The sequence below is a fragment of the Variovorax sp. GW821-FHT09B01 genome (assembly GCF_059418345.1).
On the sequence record NZ_JBWKPQ010000002.1, the window covers coordinates 713,652 to 731,396 of the forward strand.

At 68.2% G+C, this 17,745-nt stretch carries 16 protein-coding genes and 1 tRNA gene; 7 read left to right on the forward strand and 10 right to left on the reverse strand.

Translation table 11 applies throughout. The features are described from left to right. Positions 1-17 precede the first annotated feature (17 nt). The 5 genes from AC07RV_RS10350 to AC07RV_RS10370 are packed head-to-tail and all read right to left on the reverse strand — an operon-like array spanning position 18 to position 6,858. Positions 18-1,238: a YbfB/YjiJ family MFS transporter gene (locus tag AC07RV_RS10350; RefSeq protein ID WP_296787837.1), complete on the reverse strand. Its 1,221-nt coding sequence runs from the start codon at positions 1,236-1,238 to the stop codon at positions 18-20. Between the two features lie 39 nt (positions 1,239-1,277). Continuing rightward, positions 1,278-2,924 carry an ABC transporter ATP-binding protein gene (locus tag AC07RV_RS10355; RefSeq protein ID WP_296787834.1) on the reverse strand — a complete coding sequence of 549 codons (1,647 nt, stop codon included), beginning with the start codon at positions 2,922-2,924 and terminating at the stop codon, positions 1,278-1,280. Then, positions 2,921-3,979, reverse strand: a complete 1,059-nt coding sequence (locus tag AC07RV_RS10360; protein ID WP_093341756.1) for an ABC transporter permease — start codon at positions 3,977-3,979, stop codon at positions 2,921-2,923. Before AC07RV_RS10360 ends, AC07RV_RS10355 begins: the two co-directional genes overlap by 4 nt. A gap of 4 nt (positions 3,980-3,983) precedes the next feature. Continuing rightward, a complete protein-coding gene (locus tag AC07RV_RS10365; RefSeq protein WP_093341754.1) occupies positions 3,984-5,018 on the reverse strand; it encodes a microcin C ABC transporter permease YejB in 1,035 nt (344 codons plus the stop codon). 40 nt (positions 5,019-5,058) lie between these two features. Beyond that, positions 5,059-6,858 (reverse strand): extracellular solute-binding protein, encoded by a 1,800-nt coding sequence (locus AC07RV_RS10370; RefSeq protein ID WP_296787831.1) that lies wholly within the window; start codon positions 6,856-6,858, stop codon positions 5,059-5,061. A 38-nt stretch (positions 6,859-6,896) separates the two neighbouring features. On the opposite strand from AC07RV_RS10370, the gene fabI reads away from it, so the two are divergent. Both fabI and AC07RV_RS10380 read left to right on the forward strand, forming a co-directional pair. Then, a complete protein-coding gene (gene fabI / locus AC07RV_RS10375; RefSeq protein ID WP_208508713.1) occupies positions 6,897-7,679 on the forward strand; it encodes an enoyl-ACP reductase FabI in 783 nt (260 codons plus the stop codon). A gap of 141 nt (positions 7,680-7,820) precedes the next feature. Beyond that, positions 7,821-8,660 carry a DNA ligase gene (locus tag AC07RV_RS10380; RefSeq protein ID WP_296787828.1) on the forward strand — a complete coding sequence of 280 codons (840 nt, stop codon included), beginning with the start codon at positions 7,821-7,823 and terminating at the stop codon, positions 8,658-8,660. Between the two features lie 47 nt (positions 8,661-8,707). Here the strand turns inward: AC07RV_RS10380 and AC07RV_RS10385 are convergent, their stop codons facing one another. After that, positions 8,708-11,005, reverse strand: coding sequence for an arginine/lysine/ornithine decarboxylase (locus AC07RV_RS10385; protein ID WP_093341746.1), 2,298 nt, complete (start codon positions 11,003-11,005; stop codon positions 8,708-8,710). Positions 11,006-11,213: 208 nt separating this feature from the next. Between AC07RV_RS10385 and AC07RV_RS10390 the strand changes: the two genes are divergently transcribed. The 5 genes from AC07RV_RS10390 (at position 11,214) to AC07RV_RS10410 (ending at position 13,870) form a co-directional block, all read left to right on the forward strand. After that, the gene (locus AC07RV_RS10390) at positions 11,214-11,639 is read left to right on the forward strand and encodes an NfeD family protein (protein WP_093341745.1); all 426 of its coding nucleotides are present in this window, start codon (positions 11,214-11,216) and stop codon (positions 11,637-11,639) included. Between the two features lie 37 nt (positions 11,640-11,676). Then, complete coding sequence (locus AC07RV_RS10395) at positions 11,677-12,609, forward strand: SPFH domain-containing protein (RefSeq protein ID WP_093341743.1); 933 nt, start codon at positions 11,677-11,679, stop codon at positions 12,607-12,609. A gap of 44 nt (positions 12,610-12,653) precedes the next feature. Further along, positions 12,654-12,744, forward strand: a tRNA-Ser gene (locus AC07RV_RS10400). A gap of 213 nt (positions 12,745-12,957) precedes the next feature. Continuing rightward, complete coding sequence (locus tag AC07RV_RS10405) at positions 12,958-13,338, forward strand: hypothetical protein (RefSeq protein ID WP_093341741.1); 381 nt, start codon at positions 12,958-12,960, stop codon at positions 13,336-13,338. A 142-nt stretch (positions 13,339-13,480) separates the two neighbouring features. Then, positions 13,481-13,870 (forward strand): response regulator, encoded by a 390-nt coding sequence (locus AC07RV_RS10410; RefSeq protein WP_093341739.1) that lies wholly within the window; start codon positions 13,481-13,483, stop codon positions 13,868-13,870. Positions 13,871-13,969: 99 nt separating this feature from the next. On the opposite strand, the gene AC07RV_RS10415 is transcribed toward AC07RV_RS10410, so the two are convergent. From AC07RV_RS10415 to AC07RV_RS10430, 4 genes are all read right to left on the reverse strand, one after another. Continuing rightward, on the reverse strand, positions 13,970-15,178 hold the full coding sequence (locus AC07RV_RS10415) for a branched-chain amino acid ABC transporter substrate-binding protein (protein WP_093341737.1): 1,209 nt from the start codon (positions 15,176-15,178) through the stop codon (positions 13,970-13,972). A gap of 149 nt (positions 15,179-15,327) precedes the next feature. After that, complete coding sequence (locus tag AC07RV_RS10420) at positions 15,328-15,747, reverse strand: hypothetical protein (RefSeq protein ID WP_296787823.1); 420 nt, start codon at positions 15,745-15,747, stop codon at positions 15,328-15,330. Beyond that, entirely contained in the window at positions 15,747-16,190 is a 444-nt protein-coding gene (locus AC07RV_RS10425; RefSeq protein ID WP_093341733.1) for a DNA polymerase III subunit chi, read from the reverse strand. Before AC07RV_RS10425 ends, AC07RV_RS10420 begins: the two co-directional genes overlap by 1 nt. Beyond that, on the reverse strand, positions 16,187-17,734 hold the full coding sequence (locus tag AC07RV_RS10430; protein ID WP_296787820.1) for a leucyl aminopeptidase: 1,548 nt from the start codon (positions 17,732-17,734) through the stop codon (positions 16,187-16,189). The genes AC07RV_RS10425 and AC07RV_RS10430 overlap by 4 nt, the downstream gene beginning before the upstream one ends. Positions 17,735-17,745 lie beyond the last annotated feature (11 nt).

Genomic DNA, 17,745 nt, shown 5'->3' on the forward strand with positions numbered 1-17,745 from the left:
CCACACCCGTTCGCAGCTCAGGGCATGGCGGCCCTTTCGCGGGCGGCGGCGACGCGCCTGGAACGTGCCCAGACAGCCGCGAAAAGCACCGCGCCCAGCGCCAGCGCGGCCGCCGCCACCAGCAGCGGGATCTGGAACGAACCGGTGCGCTGCGCCAGCGGCGCCGCGAACAGCGGGCCGATGATCTGTCCCACGCCGTACGAGGCGGTGGCATAGCCGATCAGCCCGGCCGCCGCGTTGCCGCGCAGCCGGCGCGCGTCGCGCACCGCGAACAGCGTGATCGCGGTGAACGGCATGCCCAGCAGCAGGCTGCCGAGGGCGAAGCCGACCACGCTGGGCCAGGCCACCGACAGCACCACCCCGACCGCCTGCAGCGCATAGGCGATCGCCAGCAGCAGCCGGTTGTCCCAGTGCACCGGCGCGCGCGCGCCGATCAGGGCGCCCGGGATGATGGCCGCGCCGAACAGCGGCCAGAAATAGTCGGGCCAGAACGAACCCGGCAGCGCCTGGCGCGCGATCACCGGCAGGAAGGTGGCGGTGATGATGTAGCCGAAGCCCGCCAGCCCGTAGAGCGCGACCAGCCAGATCGCATCGGTGCGCGCCGCGGCCGAATCCCGCGCGCTCGGCGCCGCGGCGGGCGCGGGCGCCGCCCCGCCGGCCACTACCTGCTCGCCGTCGTTGAAGACACGCCAGATCACCGCGATCAGCACCAGCGCCAGCAGGCCCAGGCCGATCCAGCCGGTTTCCGATCCCCAGCGGCCGAGCGCCCCGCCCAGCAGCCCCGTCATGGCGATGCCGACGCCCGGGCCGGTGTAGATCACGCCGCCGAGCGCCGGCGAGCGGGTTTCGGCCAGCCGGCGCAGGCCCCAGCTCGAGGCGAACACGAAAACCCAGGCGCTCATCACGCCGGCCGCCGCGCGCAGCACGCCCCAGGCACCGAAGCTGTGCAGCAGCCCCATGCCGATCAGCAGCACGGCGGTGGCCAGCAGGCCGCCGCGCACCATGGTCTTGGCGCGCACGCCGATGGCGGCACAGCTCACCGCGCCAACGAAATAGCCGAGGTAGTTGAGCGAAGCCAGCAGCCCGCCGGCCTCGAGCTCGAGCTTGCCCTCGTGCAGCATGATCGGCAGCATCGGCGTGAAGGCGAAGCGCCCCAGCCCCATGGCCACCGCCAGCGTCACCATGCAGGCGAGCGCCGCCCGCCAGGCGCCGCGCCTGTCTTGTCCGATTTCCGACATCTTTTCGCGCAATGCTCGTTGTTGTGGTCGTGTTCGCCGTCAGGCCAGTTGCGCGGCGGCCACCAGTTTCTGCGTGTAGGGGTGTTCGGGCGCATCGAGCACCCGGTCGACCGGGCCCGATTCGAGGATCGCCCCGTCCTTCATGACGATGACTTGGTGCGCCATGGCGCGGATCACCTCCACGTCGTGCGTGATCAGCAGATAGCTCAGCCCGCGCTCGCGCTGCAGCCGCTGCAGCAGCCCCAGCACCTGCTTCTGGATCGTGACGTCGAGCGCGCTGGTGGGCTCGTCGAGCACCAGCAGGCGCGGATCGACGATCAGCGCGCGCGCGATCGCCAGCCGCTGCCGCTGCCCGCCCGAGAACTCGTGCGGATAGCGGTCGAGCAGCGCGGGGAACTGCGCCTCGGTCAACCCGACGTCGGCCAGCGCCTGCAGCGCGCGCGCGCGCCGGTCGGCGGCCTTGAGCTCGGGCGCGTGCACCAGCAGGCCCTCGCCGACGATCTGCTCGACGGTCATGCGCGGCGAGAGCGAGGAGAACGGGTCCTGGAACACCACCTGCATCGCGCGCCGCAGCGCGAGGTCCGACGCCTGGCCCTGCCCCCAGCCCTGCCCCTCGACCTTGAGCGCGCCCTGGAAGCGCAGCAGCCCCAGCGCGGCCAGCGCCAGGGTCGACTTGCCCGAGCCCGACTCGCCGACCACGCCCAGGGTTTCGCCGGGCGCGATGCGGAAATCGGCGCCCTGCACCGCCACGAACTCGCCCTTGCCGAACCAGCCGGCGAAACCCGGCTTGGGCACCGGGTAGCTCACGCGCAAGCCCGTGGCCGAGAGGATCGGCGCCGCGTCGGGGCGTGCCGGCGCGGGCGTCACGTCGCGCGTGGGATGGCTGTCGATCAGCTTGCGCGTGTAGGGATGCTGCGGCGCCTCGAACACGCCCGCGACCGGGCCGTGCTCGACGATGTGGCCCTGCTCCATCACCGCGACGCGGTCGGCGAAGTGCCGCACCAGGTTCAGGTCGTGGGTGATCAGCAGCACCGCCATGCCGTACTTGCGCTGCAGCTCGGCCAGCAGCGCGAGGATCTGCGCGCGCACCGTCACGTCGAGCGCGGTGGTCGGTTCGTCGGCCAGCAGCAGGCGCGGCCGGCAGGCCAGCGCCATGGCGATCATGGCGCGCTGGCGCTGGCCGCCCGAGAGCTGGTGCGGCAGCGCGCGCGCGCGCCGCGCCGGCTCGGGAATGCCGGTGTCGGCCAGCAGCTGCACCGCGGCCTCCTGCGCGGCGCGCGCCGGCAGGCCCTCGTGCAGCTGCAGCACCTCGGCGATCTGGTCGCCCACGCTGTAGAGCGCGTTGAGCGCGGTCATCGGCTCCTGGAAGATCATCGCGATCTCCTTGCCGCGGATGCCGCGCAGCTCGCGCTCGGGGATCGACAGCAGGTCACGTCCGTCCTGTGCACGCTCGGCATCGAACAGCCGCGCCGAACCCGAGAGCTCGGCGTTCTGCACCAGCCGCAGCAGCGACAGCGCGGTGACGGTCTTGCCCGAGCCCGACTCGCCCACCAGCGCGAACTTCTCGCCGGCCGCGATCCGGAAATCGACGCCGTGCACCACCGGCTTGCCACCGAAGGCCACGCGCAGGCCGCGCACGTCGAGCAGCGGCGCGCCGGCCGCGAGGGAGATTGCGCCCGGCTTCACTTGTCGGCCTTCCGTGGATCGAGGGCGTCGCGCAGCGCGTCGCCCATGAAGGTCAGCAGCATCAGGGTGAAGACCAGCACGCCGAAGGTGGACATCGAGATCCACCAGGCGTCGATGTTCGCCTTGCCTTGGTTGAGCAGCTCGCCCAGCGAGGGCGTGCCCGGCGGCACGCCGAGCCCGAGGAAGTCGAGCGAGGTCAGCGCGAGGATCGCCGCGCTCATGCGGAACGGCAGGAAGGTGACGACCGGCACCATGCTGTTGGGCAGGATGTGGCGCCGCATGATCTGCAGGTTGCTCACGCCGAGAGCGCGCGCGGCGCGCACGTAGTCCATCTGGCGGTTGCGCAGGAACTCGGCGCGCACGTAGTCGGCCAGCGCCATCCAGCCGAACAGGCTCAGCAGCACCAGCAGCAGCAGCACGCTGGGCGTGAAGATGGCGCTGAAGATGATCAGCAGGTAGAGCTCGGGCATCGATCCCCAGATCTCGAGCAGCCGCTGCAGGAACAGGTCGGTCTTGCCCGCGAAGAAGCCCTGGATCGCGCCGATGGCGATGCCCAGCACCACGCCCACGACCGTGAGCGCCAGCGCGAACAGCACGCTGACGCGAAAGCCGTAGATCAATTGCGCCAGCAGGTCGCGCCCGCGGTCGTCGGTGCCCAGCAGGTTCTCGCCCGAGGGCGCGGCTGGATTGGGCTGCTTCGCGAAGTAGTTGAGCGTGCGCGGGCCGTAGGGATTGGGTGCGTAGAGCGCCCAGTTGGCACCGGCCGTGATGCGGTCGCGGATGAAGGGATCGAGGTAGTCGGCCGGGGTCTCGAAGTCGCCGCCGAAGGTCTTCTCGGAGTAGTCGCGCAGCACCGGGAAGTAGGTCTGGCCCTCGTAGCGCACCACCAGCGGCTTGTCGGTGGACAGCAGTTCGGCGAACAGGCTCAGCACCACCAGCACGGAGAACAGGACCAGGCTCCAGAAGCCCAGCGGATTGCGGCGGAAACGGCGCCAGGCGCGCCGGCCCGGGCTGTCCGACTTGGCCGGCGGACGCGGCGCGGCGGGAGTGGGCATCGATTCAGTCAAACTTCACCCTCGGATCGACCCAGACGTAGCAGAGATCGGAAATCAGCTTGGTCACCAACCCGATCAGCGTGAACAGGTAGAGCGTGCCCAGCACCACCGGGTAGTCGCGCCGGATCACGCTCTCGTAGCTCAGCAGGCCCAGGCCGTCGAGCGTGAACAGGGTCTCGATCAGCAGCGAGCCGGTGAAGAAGGCGCCGATGAAGGCGGCCGGGAAGCCCGTGATGATCGGGATCAGCGCGTTGCGGAACACGTGCTTCCAGAGCACCTGCCGCTCGGCGAGGCCCTTGGCGCGCGCGGTCAGCACGTACTGCTTGCGGATCTCCTCGAGGAAGGAGTTCTTGGTCAGCATCGCTGTCACGGCGAAGCTGCCGATCACCATCGCCGTGACCGGCAGCGCGATGTGCCAGAGGTAGTCGACGATGCGCGCGCCCCAGCTCAGGCTTTCCCAGTTCGGCGAGGTGAGGCCGCGCAGCGGGAACCACTGCAACTGGCCGCCGAAGATCACCAGCAGCGCCACGCCGAGCACGAAGCCCGGGATGGCATAGCCCACCAGCACGATCAGCGTGGTGAAGAAGTCGAAGCGCGAGCCGGCGCGCACCGCCTTGGCCACGCCCAGCGGCACCGCGATCAGGTAGCTGATGAAGAAGGTCCACAGGCCCAGGCTGATCGAGACCGGCATCTTCTCCTTGACCAGTTCCCAGACGTCCTTGCGCTGGTAGAAGCTGGTGCCGAGGTCGAAGCGCGCGAAGGACTTGAGCATGGTCCACAGGCGTTCGTGGGCCGGCTTGTCGAAGCCGTAGAGCTTCTTGATCTCCTCGATGCGCTGCGGATCGAGGCCCTGGCGGCCGCGGTAGCCGGCACCGCTGCTCGCGGCCCGCTCGCCGCCCGAATCGCGGCCCTGCAACTGCGCCACCATCTGCTCGACCGGACCGCCCGGCACGAACTGGATCACGCCGAAGGTGATGATCAGCACGCCCAGGAGCGTGGGGATCATCAGCAGCAGTCGCTTGAGGATGTAGCTGGCCATGCGGTTGTCGTGCTCCGGATCTCTTCTCGTGCGGCGGGCGCTACTTGTTGGCCGGCGAGGCCCACCATGTCGCGAGGGCCCAATCGCCGACATCGTAGTACGGCGGAATCGTCGGCGGCAGCACCACGCCGGCCGGCCGGTAGCCGACCAGGAAGGCGCTGCCGTAGTACATCGGGATCGAGTAGTAGCCGGCCGACAGCACGCGGTCGAGCACGCGCAAGGCGGTGGTGAGCTCGGGGCGCGTGGTGGCCGTCACCACCTTGCCGACAATGGCGTCGACCGCCGGATCGGCGATACCCCAGTAGTTGGAGGAGCCCGGCGTCTCGGCCGACTTCGAGCCGAACAGCTCGAACAGTTCGCCGCCCGGCGCGGTGTTGCCCGGCAGCCGCATCGAAGTCATGTCGAAGTCGTAGTTCTGCATGCGCTGCTGCGAGAGCGAGAAGTCGACGGTGCGAAAGCTCATCTCGATGCCCAGCTTCTTGAGCGCGGTCTGCAGCGGCGTCGCCACGCGGATCAGCGAGGGCTGGTCGTTGAGGAACTCGATGGTGAAGGCCTCGTTCTTCGCGTTGCGCAGCGCGCCGTCGCGGTAGGTCCAGCCGGCCTCGGCCAGCAGCGCCCTCGCCTTGCGCAGGTTCTCGCGCAGGCTGCCGGGCGGATCGGTGCTCGCCGGCACCGGCGCGGGACCGAACACCTCGGGCTTGAGCTTGGCGCGCAGCGGCTCCATCAGCGCCAGCTCGTCCGGCCCGGGCAGGCCGTCGGCATGGAAGTCGCTGTTCGGGAAGTAGCCCTGCACGCGGGTGTAGATGCCGTAGAAGAGCTGGCGGTTGAGCCACTCGAAGTCCATCGCGAGGGCGACGGCCTGGCGCACGCGCACGTCCTTGAACTTGTCGCGGCGCGTGTTGAAGATGTAACCCTGGAAGTCGCCGGGGTTGTGGTTCTCGAAGGCGCGTTTGGCGATCTCGCCGTTGTCGAACTGCTTGCCCTTGTACTGGCGCGCCCAGTTGCGCGAGACGAACTCGCGCATGAAGTCGAACTCGCCGGCCTTCAGGCCCTCGAAGCGCGCGGTCTCGTCGAGGTAGACCTTGTAGGCGACGCGATCGAAGTTGAACATCCCCTTGCGCACCGGCAGGTCGACGCCCCAGTAGTCGGCGCGGCGCACGTAGGTGATGTCGCGGCCCAGGCGGTCGCTCGCGGGCCTGTAGGGACCGGAGGCGATCGGCACCTCGGTCACGATCTGATCGAAGGACTTGCCGCCACCCCATTTGCGGCTGAACACCGCCATGCCGCCGACCACCAGCGGCAGCTCGCGGTTCGGGCTCGCGAAGTCGAAGCGCACCGTGCGCTCGCCGAGCGCGCTCGCCTTCTTGACCTCGGCATAGATGGTCTTGTACTGCGGGGCCGCGAGCGGGCCGATCAGGGTCTGGAACGAATAGACCACGTCGGCCGCCAGCACCGGCGAGCCGTCGTTGAAGCGGGCCTTGGGGTTGAGCCTGAAGGTGACCGAGAGGCCGTCGGGCGCCACGTCGATGTCTTCGGCCAGCAGGCCGTAGGCGGTGGTCGGCTCCTCCGAGTTGCCGGTCATCAGGCTCTCGAACATCAGCTGGCCGAGGCCCGAAGGCCCGGTGCCCTTGAGCGTGAACGGATTGAACTTGTCGAAATTGGTGGGCCGGGTCGGCGGCACCAGCCTGAATTCACCGCCCTTGGGGGCGTTCGGATTCACGTAGCCGAAGTGCGTGAAGCCCGGCGCGTACTTGACGTCGCCGAATTGCGCGTACGCATGGGCGGCCCACGAAGGGGCCGCCGAGAGCGCCAAACCGAACCAGAGCAGCCAACCTCGCATGCGAGAATTCTGCCCCGAGATTTTCACGAGGCAACTCCATGGGCTTTCTTTCCGGCAAAAAACTCCTGATCACCGGCGTGCTGAGCAACCGCTCCATCGCCTACGGCATCGCCAAGGCCTGCCATGAACAGGGTGCCGAGCTCGCCTTCAGCTACGTCGGCGAGCGCTTCAAGGACCGCATCACCGAGTTCGCGGCCGACTTCGGCTCGAAGCTGATCTTCGACTGCGACGTCGGCGACGATGCACAGATCGAGAAGCTGTTCGCCGACCTGTCGCAGGTCTGGCCGACCTTCGACGGCTTCGTGCACAGCATCGGCTTCGCGCCGCGCGAGGCCATCGCGGGCGATTTCCTCGAGGGCCTGTCGCGCGAGGGCTTCCGCATCGCGCACGACATCAGCGCCTACAGCTTCCCGGCCATGGCCAAGGCCGCGCAGCCCTACCTCAACGACAAGTCGGCCCTGCTCACGCTGACCTACCTGGGCGCCGAACGCGCGCTGCCCAACTACAACACCATGGGCCTGGCCAAGGCCTCGCTCGAGGCCTCGGTGCGCTACACGGCGGCCTCGCTGGGCCCGAAGGGCGTGCGCGTCAACGGCATCAGCGCCGGTCCGATCAAGACGCTCGCGGCCAGCGGCATCAAGGGCTTCGGCAAGATGCTCGGCGCCGTGGCCGAGGCCTCGCCGATCCGCCGCAACGTGACGATCGAGGAAGTCGGCAACGTGGCGGCCTTCCTGCTGAGCGACCTCGCCAGCGGCGTGACGGCCGAGATCACCTACGTCGACGGCGGCTTCAGCAACGTCGTCGGCGGCATGGCCGAGTAAGCAGCACCACGGCTCCCGGGCGCGCTCTCGCGCCCGTCGGACGGCGATGCACGCCGGTCGCGCAGCGCTTGTCTCGCGAAGGAACTTCGGCCACAAATGGGCATCCATCGGTCGTTTCCAGCTACTCATTTCATAGCACCCGTGCTCCATCGACGCTCCCTGCTGCTCGCCACCCTGGGCTTTGCGCTGACCTTGCCGGCGCACGCCGGCGCGCCCGCGCTGATGCTGGCCGAGGTCTACAAGCCGGGCATGTCGCTGGCCGACTACTGGGTCAGCGAGAAGTACGACGGCGTGCGCGCGTACTGGGACGGCCGGCAGCTCTTCACGCGCGGCGGCGAGCGCATCCTGGCGCCGGCCTGGTTCACCGCCGCATTGCCCAAGCAGCCGCTCGACGGCGAGCTCTGGGCCGGCCGCGGACGCTTCTCGCATGCGGTGTCGACGGTGCGCAGCCAGACGCCCAACGACGTCGCCTGGCACGAGATGAAGTTCATGGTGTTCGACCTGCCGGCCCAGGGCGGCGACTTCACGGCCCGCCTCGGCGTGCTGCGCAAGTTGCTGCCGATCACCGATGCGCCCTGGGTGGTGGCGGTGCCGCAGGAGCGCGCGACCACGGCCGAGGCGCTGCAGGCGCTGCTCGACAAGACCGTGAAGATGGGCGGCGAAGGCCTGATGCTGCACCGCGGCGCCTCGCTCTACCGTGCCGAGCGCAACAACGACCTGCTCAAGGTCAAGACGCATGACGACGCGGAAGCCCGCGTGGTCGGCTACGTGCCCGGCAAGGGCAAACACGCTCACCGGCTCGGCGCGCTGCTGGTCGAGATGCCCGGCGGCCAGCGCTTCAAGCTGGGCACCGGCCTGAGCGATGCCGAGCGCGAGCAGCCGCCCGCGATCGGCACCTGGGTCACCTACCGCTACAACGGACTCACGGCCGGCGGGCTGCCGCGCTTCGCACGCTTCATGCGCGTGCGCGAGGACGGCTGAGCCGCCCCTCGCACCCTGCCCGCCCTGCCGGCTTTGCGCCCCGGCGCTCAGGCGCTCTTCCGCACGCAGTCCGCGTAGTAGCGCTTCTTGCCCGTCTCGTCGATGCGCGCGACCAGGCCGTGGATGTCGGTCTCGAAGCCCGGGCACTGCGTGTTGAACTCGCGCGAGAACTTCAGGTAGTCGACGATCTTCTTGTTGAAGACCTCGCCCGGGATCAGCAGCGGGATGCCCGGCGGGTACGGCGTGATCAGGCTGGTGGTGATGCGGCCCTCGAGCTCGTCGATCTCCACGCGCTCGGTCTTGCGGTGCGCGATGTGGGCGAAGGCGTCGCTGGGCTTCATCGCCGGCGTGAGGTCACTCAGGTACATCTCGGTCGTCAGGCGGGCCACGTCGTAGCGCGCGTAGAGCTGGTGGATGTGCTGGCACAGGTCGCGCAGGCCGAGGCGCTCGTAGCCCGTGTGCTGCTGGCAGAACTCCGGCATGATCCGCCACATCGGCTGGTTGCGCGCGTAGTCGTCCTTGAACTGCTGCAGCGCCGTCAGCAGCGTGTTCCAGCGGCCCTTGGTGATGCCGATGGTGAACATGATGAAGAAGCTGTAGAGGCCGGTCTTCTCGACGATCACGCCGTGCTCGGCCAGGAACTTGGTCACCACGCTGGCGGGAATGCCGGTCTCGGCGAAGTTGCCCTCGAGGTCCAGGCCCGGCGTCACGATGGTCGACTTGATCGGGTCGAGCATGTTGAAGCCGTCGACCAGCTCGCCGAAGCCGTGCCAGTTGCGCGGCGACTTCTTCGAGCGGCTCTTGCCGTTCTTCTCGCCGTGCATGATCCAGTCGTCCGGGACGCCGATGCCCTCGTCCACGAGCTTCTCGGGGCCCCAGACCTTGAACCACCACTCGTCCTTGCCGAACTCCTCCTCGACCTTGCGCATGGCGCGGCGGAAGTCGAGCGCCTCGAGGATGCTCTCCTCCACCAGCGCGGTGCCGCCGGGCGGCTCCATCATCGCGGCGGCCACGTCGCAGCTCGCGATGATCGCGTACTGCGGGCTGGTCGACGAGTGCATCAGGTAGGCCTCGTTGAACAGGTCGCGGTCGAGCTGGCGGTTCTGCGAGTCCTGCACCAGCACGTGGCTGGCCTGGCTGATGCCGGCCAGCAGCTTGTGCGTGGACTGGGTCGCGAACACCAGCGATTCCTTCGGCCGCACGCGGCGCTTGCCCATCGCGTGGTAGGAGCCGTAGAACGGGTGGAAGGCGGCGTGCGGCAGCCAGGCCTCGTCGAAGTGCAGCGTGTCGACGTAGCCGTCGAGCGTGTTCTTGATGGTCTCGGTGTTGTAGATCACGCCGTCGTAGGTCGACTGCGTGAGCGTCATCACGCGCGGCTTGACCTTGTTGGCATCGACGTCGGCCAGCAGCGGGTTGGCCTTGATCTTGGCCTTGATGGCCTCGGGCTCGAACTCGCTCTTGGGGATCGGGCCGATGATGCCGAAGTGGTTGCGCGTGGGCTTCATGAATACGGGAATCGCGCCCGTCATGATGATCGCGTGCAGGATCGACTTGTGGCAGTTGCGGTCCACCACCACCACATCGTCGGGCGCCACCGTGTGGTGCCACACCATCTTGTTGCTGGTGCTGGTGCCGTTGGTCACGAAGAAGCAGTGGTCGGCATTGAAGATGCGCGCCGCGTTGCGCTCGCTGGCCGCCACCGGGCCGGTGTGGTCGAGCAGCTGGCCCAGTTCCTCCACCGCGTTGCAGACGTCGGCGCGCAGCATGTTCTCGCCGAAGAACTGGTGGAACATCTGGCCCACCGGGCTCTTGAGGAAGGCGACGCCGCCCGAATGGCCCGGGCAATGCCACGAGTACGAACCGTCTTCCGCGTAGTCGATCAGCGCCTTGAAGAACGGCGGCTGCACGCCCTCGAGGTAGCTCTTGGCCTCGCGGATGATGTGGCGCGCCACGAATTCGGGGGTGTCCTCGAACATGTGGATGAAGCCGTGCAGCTCGCGCAGGATGTCGTTCGGGATGTGGCGCGAGGTCTTGGTCTCGCCGTAGATGTAGATCGGCACGTCGGCGTTTTTGCGCCGCACTTCGCCGATGAAATTGCGCAGGTTCAGCACCGCCGGATCTAGGTCGGGGCCGACCGTGAATTCCTCGTCGTCGATCGACAGGATGAAGGCGCTGGCACGGCTTTGCTGCTGAGCGAACTGGCTCAGGTCGCCGTAGCTCGTGACGCCCAGCACCTCGAAGCCCTCCGTCTCGATGGCCTGCGCGAGCGCGCGGATACCGAGGCCCGAGGTGTTCTCGGAGCGGAAGTCCTCGTCGATGATGACGATGGGAAAGCGGAATTTCATGGGGCGGAGCTCCGGGACAGGCAATGAGGCGCGAAGTGTACGGAATTCAGATGAAGAATTCGCCGACGCGTCGAATGTCCGCCGAATGACGGTGCGACACGCTTTTCGCCGCCGCGCCGGGAGCCCCCACAAAGTGCAGGCGAGTCCGGGCCGCCCGGAGCGCATGCCTCAGAATGGCGTCGCCTGAAACAACTACAGAGGAGATGTCATGGCGAATTCCACGATCTGGTGGTTGATCGCTGGCACGGCAATCGTGGTCGAGCTCCTGTCCGGCACGGTCTACCTGCTGCTGCTGGCCGGCGGATTCGCAGCCGCGGCGATCTCCGCCCACCTGGGCTTCGGCACCGTCACGCAACTGCTCGTGGCCGCCGTCGTCGGCGTGGTGGCGGTGCTGACCTGGTACTCGATCCAGCGCAAGCGCCCGCCGCCCCCACCCACCGAAGCCAACCGCGACCTCAATCTCGACATCGGCGAGAGCGTACAGGTCGAGGCATGGAACCCCGACGGAACCGCCACCGTGCGCTACCGCGGCGCCCAGTGGACCGTCGTGCAGCGCGCGGGCCATGCGCCCTCCACCGGCGAACACCGCGTGGTCGAGGTCGTCGGCAGCCGGCTGGTGGTCGACAAGGTCTAGCTAGAACCCGAGAACGAAAGAGGAAAGGTACAGAGCCATGGAATATTCGGTCCCCATCATCATCCTGGTCATCGCGATCATCTTCATCAGCCAGTCGGTGAAGTTCGTGCCGCAGCAGAACGCCTGGGTGCGCGAGCGCCTGGGCAAGTACCACGGCACCATGACGCCCGGCCCCAACTTCCTGATCCCGTTCATCGACCGGGTGGCCTACAAGCACAGCCTGAAGGAAATCCCGCTCGACGTGCCGAGCCAGATCTGCATCACGCGCGACAACACGCAGCTGCAGGTCGACGGCATCCTCTACTTCCAGGTCACCGACCCGATGCGCGCCAGCTACGGCTCCTCGAACTACATCGTGGCCGTGACCCAGCTCGCCCAGACCTCGCTGCGCAGCGTGATCGGCAAGCTGGAGCTCGACAAGACCTTCGAGGAGCGCGACGTCATCAATGCCCAGGTGGTCGCGGCCATCGACGAGGCGGCGCTCAACTGGGGCGTGAAGGTGCTGCGCTACGAGATCAAGGACCTGACGCCGCCGAAAGAAATCCTGCAGGCCATGCAGCGGCAGATCACGGCCGAACGCGAGAAGCGTGCGCTGATCGCGGCCTCCGAGGGCCGGCGCCAGGAGCAGATCAACATCGCCACCGGCGAACGCGAGGCCTTCATCGCGCGCTCCGAGGGCGAGAAGCAGGCCCAGATCAACAACGCCCAGGGCGAGGCGGCCGCGATCACCGCGGTGGCCACCGCGACGGCCGATGCCATCGAGCGCGTGGCGGCCGCGATCCAGCAGCCGGGCGGCGAGCAGGCGGTGCAGCTCAAGGTGGCCGAACGCGCGGTCGATGCCTACGGCAAGGTCGCGGCCGATTCCAAGACCACGCTGATCGTGCCGAGCAACATGACCGAGACCGCCGCGCTGATCGCCTCGGCCATGCGCATGGTGCAGGCCGGCAAATCCTCGGGTCCCACGGCCTGAGGCTTCCGGAAACGGTCCCGGCGACTGCTACAATCGTGGGCTTCGGAGCGGTGGATGAGCGGTTTAAGTCGCACGCCTGGAAAGCGTGTGAGGGTTAATAGCCCTCCGCGGGTTCGAATCCCGCCTGCTCCGCCAGAGAGTCTTTGTTCGCAACCGTTCGCGAACATGCAGAAAGCCCGAGTTGCCATTGGCACTTGGGCTTTTTTGTGGGCGCCTGTTGCGTGGCGCGCCCCTTGCTCTCACCGATGCGCCGGACTCACCCCACCGACCCGCGCAGACCTCACACCGCCCTCCCCGACCCGTCTGGCGGTACGATCCCCAGGTTTTCAGTTCCCCAGGAGGCGCCGCATGGCAGGACATCCCAGCACCAAGCCGCACGGCAGCACGTCGCTCGACCGCACGCTCGAAAAAACCGAGCGCGTCGCCGCCGACGTGCAGAAGGCCTCCGACAACCTCGCGGTGGTCAACACGGTGCTCGAGCAGGAGCTGCCCGAGGAGGTGCAGGTGGGCGAGGTGGCGCTGGCCATCGCGCACACGAGCCAGCTCGAGGAAAAGCTCGCGCAATCGGCCGAGCAGCTCGCCGAGGTCAACGCGGCGCTCAGCGAGGAGATCGAGAAGCGCATCGAGGCCACGGCCCAGCGCGACGAGAGCGCGGCCCGCGTGAAGAAGCTCGAGGCCCGGCAGGCCACCGCGGCCGAGCCCGGCACGGGCAAGCGCGCGAACGACTGACTGACGCGACCCGCGCGCCGGCGGCGGAGCGCGGCGGACATCGTATGAAATAGGGACACGCCGCGTTTCTCCGTCTCCTTTCTCCTACGCAGCAAGCGCGCGCGGCACGCTACGCTATTGGTTCTCACACCCTATCCGTGGCATGGCCCTCATCACGTTCCTCGTCGAGGACAACAAGACCATCAGGGACAACCTGGTTCCGGCACTCGAGGACCTGGTGAATGCCCAAGTCGTTGGCTTTGCCGAAACCGAATCCGAAGCGCTGGCGTGGCTGCGCGCCCATCCGGCCGAGTGGCAGCTGCTGATCGTCGACCTGTTCCTCAAGGAAGGCTCGGGCCTGGGCGTGCTCGCGGGCTGCAAGGAACGCCTTCCCGGCCAGCGCGCGGTGGTGCTGAGCAACTACGTGACGGCCGACATCCGCGCGCGCTGCGAGACGCTCGGCGCGGACGCGGTGTTCGACAAGTCGCGCGACCTCGACGCCTTCATCGAGTACTGCAACACCGACCGCCCCTCGGGACTCGCGCCGCTCTGAGCAGCGGGAGCCCTCCTCTTCCTTCTCCCCCGCCGTTTCGAGCGCCCATGAAAAAAGGGCCCGAAGGCCCTTTCTCGTTGGAACGCGGATCGAAGCCGATCAGCGCACCACGGCGATCTGCGTACGCTGGCCACCCTTGTAGGTGTAGAGCGTCAGGGCGCCGCCCTTGATGTCGCCCTTTTCGTCGAAGGCGATCGGGCCGGTCACGCCCTTGTACTGGATCTTGCCCACTTCGGGCAGGTACTTCTCGGGATCGGCTGAACCAGCCTTGACCATCGCTTCGGCCAGCACGTTGACCGCGTCGTAGACGTACGGTGCGTAGATCTGGACGTCGACGCCGTTCTTGGTCTTGAACTTGGCCTTGAAGTCTTCCAGCGGCTGCTTGAAGTCGCCGTCCACGCCGCCGGCTTCGGCGCACACCACCATGTCTTCGCCGATGGCATCGCCAGCGAGCTTCGGCAGTTCGCCGGTGCACAGGCCGTCGCCGCCCATGAACTTGACGTTCAGGCCGAGCTGCTTGACCTGCTTGAGCATCGGGCCGCCGACGGCGTCCATGCCGCCGAAGAACAGCACGTCGGGCTTGGCGGCCTTGAGCTTGGTCAGGATGGCGTTGAAGTCGGTCGACTTGTCGGTGGTGAATTCGTGGCCCACGATGGTGGCGCCGGCGGCCTTGGCCGACTTCTCGAATTCTTCGGCGACGCCCTGGCCGTAGGCCGTGCGGTCGTCGATCACGGCGATGTTCTTGCCCTTGAGCGTTTCGACCGCGTACTTGCCCAGCGTGCCGCCGAGTTGCGTGTCGTCAGCCACCACGCGGAAGGTGGTCTTGAAGCCCTGGCGGGTGTACTTGGGGTTCGTTGCCGAAGGCGAGATCTGGGGGATGCCGGCGTCGCTGTAGAGCTTCGAGGCGGGGATGGTGGTGCCCGAGTTCAGGTGACCGACCACGCCGTTGACCTTGCTGTCGACCAGCTTCTGGGCCACGGCCGTGCCTTGCTTCGGATCGCCTGCGTCGTCTTCGGCGACCAGCTCGAACTTGGCGACCTTGTCGCCGATCTTGAGGCCCTTGGCATTCAGTTCCTCGATCGCCATCTTGGCGCCGAACTCGTTGTCCTTGCCGAGGTGGGCAATCGGACCGCTGGTCGGAGCCACGTGGCCGATCTTCACGACCAGTGCATCGGCGGGAGGTGCAGCGGGTGCCGGGGCGGCCGCGGTGGGCGCCGGGGCAGCAGCGGGTGCCGCAGCTTCTTCTTTCTTGCCGCAAGCCACCAGCGTGAGTGCAGCCAGAGCGACCGCAGTCCATTTCAATTGCATGAGAACCTCCAGAACATGGATGATGAGATTGAGAAACCGGTCGTGTGATCCGGGCGCTCCTGACCTCGCAAGTTCCGCGCCGCAGACCCGGGCCACCCTAACCCTCCAGCTTTGGCCCACCCGACCTGGCGCGCAGTTTAGCTGAAGCTTCACCCCTCGAAAGTTGGCGTAGACCCTGGGTTTTCCGAGAGTTCGGCGGCCATCGCCTCGATCACCAGCGCACGCAAAACGGCTTCGATTTCGCCGCGCAAACGCGGCACCATCGCATCGAGTTGCTGCTGCACGGCGGCTGCCACGGTGTCGCTCAAACGCTCCTCGAGCGAGAAGTCCACGCGCTGCAGGACACGGTGCAGCAACTGCTCCTCGAGCCGCACGATGTCGGCCTCGGAACGCTGCACCGCGGGCGGCAATGCGACGGCCTGGGCCGGGTCGGGCATGGCCGGCGCGACGGCATCCGGCCCCGCGTTGTCCGCCAACGGCGAATGCGCCGCGACCGGCTCGGCGGGCAGGTCGAGCACGGTCGTGAGCGTGGGAACGAAACGCGGCGGCGTGCGGGTCGGGGTGGCCATCAGGATGCGCTCCTCGCGAAGTCGTGCGGCTGGATCGTGTAGCCGCGGTCGGCGTAGTGGCGCCAGCGCGCGCGGCCGATCTGGCGGTCGTCGGGCTCGTTGCTCACGATGTCGATCAGGCGCTCGTAGCGCTCGAAGCCCGCGGGCACCTGCGCACCGAGATTGACCAGCAGTTCGCGGTGCGGCAGCGCGGCCGATTCCGCGCCCTCGTCGGCCAGGATCACCGGCGAGCGCGACAGCACGTGGGCCGGCGCATCGCCGCGGCAATGGGCGACGAACTCGGTCGGTGCCAGTTGCCAGAGGCCGGCGTCGATCGCGTCGAGCCATTGCGCCTCGCCGACCACCACCACCCGCATGCCGCGCGTGGCGACGGCCTTGCGCACGAGCCGGCAGGCGTAGCTGAGCTTGTCCGGCGCGTTGTAGTGAAAGCCGATGTCGGTCACTGCACCGAACGCGCCTTGCGGGCCGCCGCCTTGCTCTCGGACTTGCCCTCCGTCTTCCGCTCGGCCTTGGCTTTCGCCTTGCCCTCGCCGGCGCCGGTCGCACCGTCCTGCGCGCGGCGCGTGAGGTACGAGACCAGCAGGCCGACCGGTCGGCCGGTCGAGCCCTTGGCTGCGCCGCTCTTCCATGCGGTGCCGGCGATGTCCAGGTGCGCCCAGGCGAAGTCGGCCGTGAAGCGCTGCAGGAACTTGGCCGCCGTGATGGCACCGCCTGCGCGGCCCGCCACGTTGGCCACGTCGGCGAAGTTGGTCTTCAGGCCCTCGGCGTATTCGTCGTCGAGCGGCAGGCGCCAGCAGCGGTCCTGCGAGCTCTCGCCGGCCGCCTCGAGCGCCGCGGCCAGTGCGTCGTCGCTCGAGAACAGGCCGCTGCGCACGCCGCCCAGAGCCACCACGCAGGCGCCCGTGAGCGTCGCGATGTCGATCACGGCGGCGGGGTCGAAGCGCTTGGCGTAGGTCAGCGCGTCGCAGAGGATCAGCCGGCCTTCGGCATCGGTGTTGAGGATCTCGATGGTCTGGCCGCTCATGCTGGTGACCACGTCGCCGGGCTTGATGGCGCGGCCGTCGTTCATGTTCTCGCACGAGGGGATCAGGCCGATCACGTTGATCGCGGGCTTGATGCCGGCCAGCGCGCGGAAGGTGCCGAGCACGCTCGCGGCGCCGCACATGTCGAACTTCATCTCGTCCATTTCGGCCGCCGGCTTGAGCGAGACGCCGCCGGTGTCGAAGGTGATGCCCTTGCCGACCAGCACCACGGGCGCCTGGTCCTTGGACCCGCCCTGGTAGCGCAGCACGATGAAGCGCAGCGGCTCGGCCGAGCCCTGGGCCACGGCCGCGAAGGCGCCCATGCCGAGCTTGTCGACCTCCTTGGGACCGAGCACCTCGCACTTGATGCCGGGCAGCTTGCCCAGGCCCTTGGCGGCCTCGGCCAGCATCGTCGGCGTGGCATGGTTGGCGGGGCGGTTGCCCCATTCCTTGGCGAACTCGATGCCCTCGACGGTGGCGCGCGCCTGCTCGAAGGCCGCGCCGACCGTGGCCGCATCGGCCACGCCCACGGTCACCTGGCGGATGCTGCGCGGCTCGGCCTTGGACTTGGTGGCGGTGTAGACATAGCTGGCGTCGGCGGCCGCGATGACGGCGCTCGCCACGGCCGCGGGTTCGGCGTCCTGGGCGAAGGCCAGCACCACGCGCTTGGGCGACTGAGCCTTGGCGGCGTTGACCGCGGCGATCACGCCGCTGCGCACCGAGGCCGGCTTGCCGTCGCCGATGGCCGCCAGCACCACGCGGGCGGCGGCCACGTCCTCGGGCCGGTACAGGGGCAGCAGCTTGCCGGCCTTGTCGGGCAGGTCGCCGGCCTTGCGGGCGGCCGCGATCTGGACGGAGAGGGGGTCCTTGGACGCGAGCGGCGCGCTGCCCACGAGCACGATCAGGACGTCGGATTTTTCGGCCGCTGCGCGGGCGACTGTGAGGGTCTTGAGTTGAAAGTCCATAATCCTTTTTT

Bases quoted from the DNA above. Each gene is read 5' to 3' on its own strand.
- AC07RV_RS10350 (WP_296787837.1), bottom strand. From the start codon at position 1,238: ATGTCGGAAATCGGACAAGACAGGCGCGGCGCCTGGCGGGCGGCGCTC.
- AC07RV_RS10360 (WP_093341756.1), bottom strand. From the start codon at position 3,979: ATGCCCACTCCCGCCGCGCCGCGTCCGCCGGCCAAGTCGGACAGCCCG.
- AC07RV_RS10365 (WP_093341754.1), bottom strand. From the start codon at position 5,018: ATGGCCAGCTACATCCTCAAGCGACTGCTGCTGATGATCCCCACGCTC.
- AC07RV_RS10370 (WP_296787831.1), bottom strand. From the start codon at position 6,858: ATGCGAGGTTGGCTGCTCTGGTTCGGTTTGGCGCTCTCGGCGGCCCCT.
- fabI (WP_208508713.1), top strand. From the start codon at position 6,897: ATGGGCTTTCTTTCCGGCAAAAAACTCCTGATCACCGGCGTGCTGAGC.
- AC07RV_RS10385 (WP_093341746.1), bottom strand. From the start codon at position 11,005: ATGAAATTCCGCTTTCCCATCGTCATCATCGACGAGGACTTCCGCTCC.
- AC07RV_RS10390 (WP_093341745.1), top strand. From the start codon at position 11,214: ATGGCGAATTCCACGATCTGGTGGTTGATCGCTGGCACGGCAATCGTG.
- AC07RV_RS10395 (WP_093341743.1), top strand. From the start codon at position 11,677: ATGGAATATTCGGTCCCCATCATCATCCTGGTCATCGCGATCATCTTC.
- AC07RV_RS10405 (WP_093341741.1), top strand. From the start codon at position 12,958: ATGGCAGGACATCCCAGCACCAAGCCGCACGGCAGCACGTCGCTCGAC.
- AC07RV_RS10410 (WP_093341739.1), top strand. From the start codon at position 13,481: ATGGCCCTCATCACGTTCCTCGTCGAGGACAACAAGACCATCAGGGAC.
- AC07RV_RS10415 (WP_093341737.1), bottom strand. From the start codon at position 15,178: ATGCAATTGAAATGGACTGCGGTCGCTCTGGCTGCACTCACGCTGGTG.
- AC07RV_RS10420 (WP_296787823.1), bottom strand. From the start codon at position 15,747: ATGGCCACCCCGACCCGCACGCCGCCGCGTTTCGTTCCCACGCTCACG.
- AC07RV_RS10430 (WP_296787820.1), bottom strand. From the start codon at position 17,734: ATGGACTTTCAACTCAAGACCCTCACAGTCGCCCGCGCAGCGGCCGAA.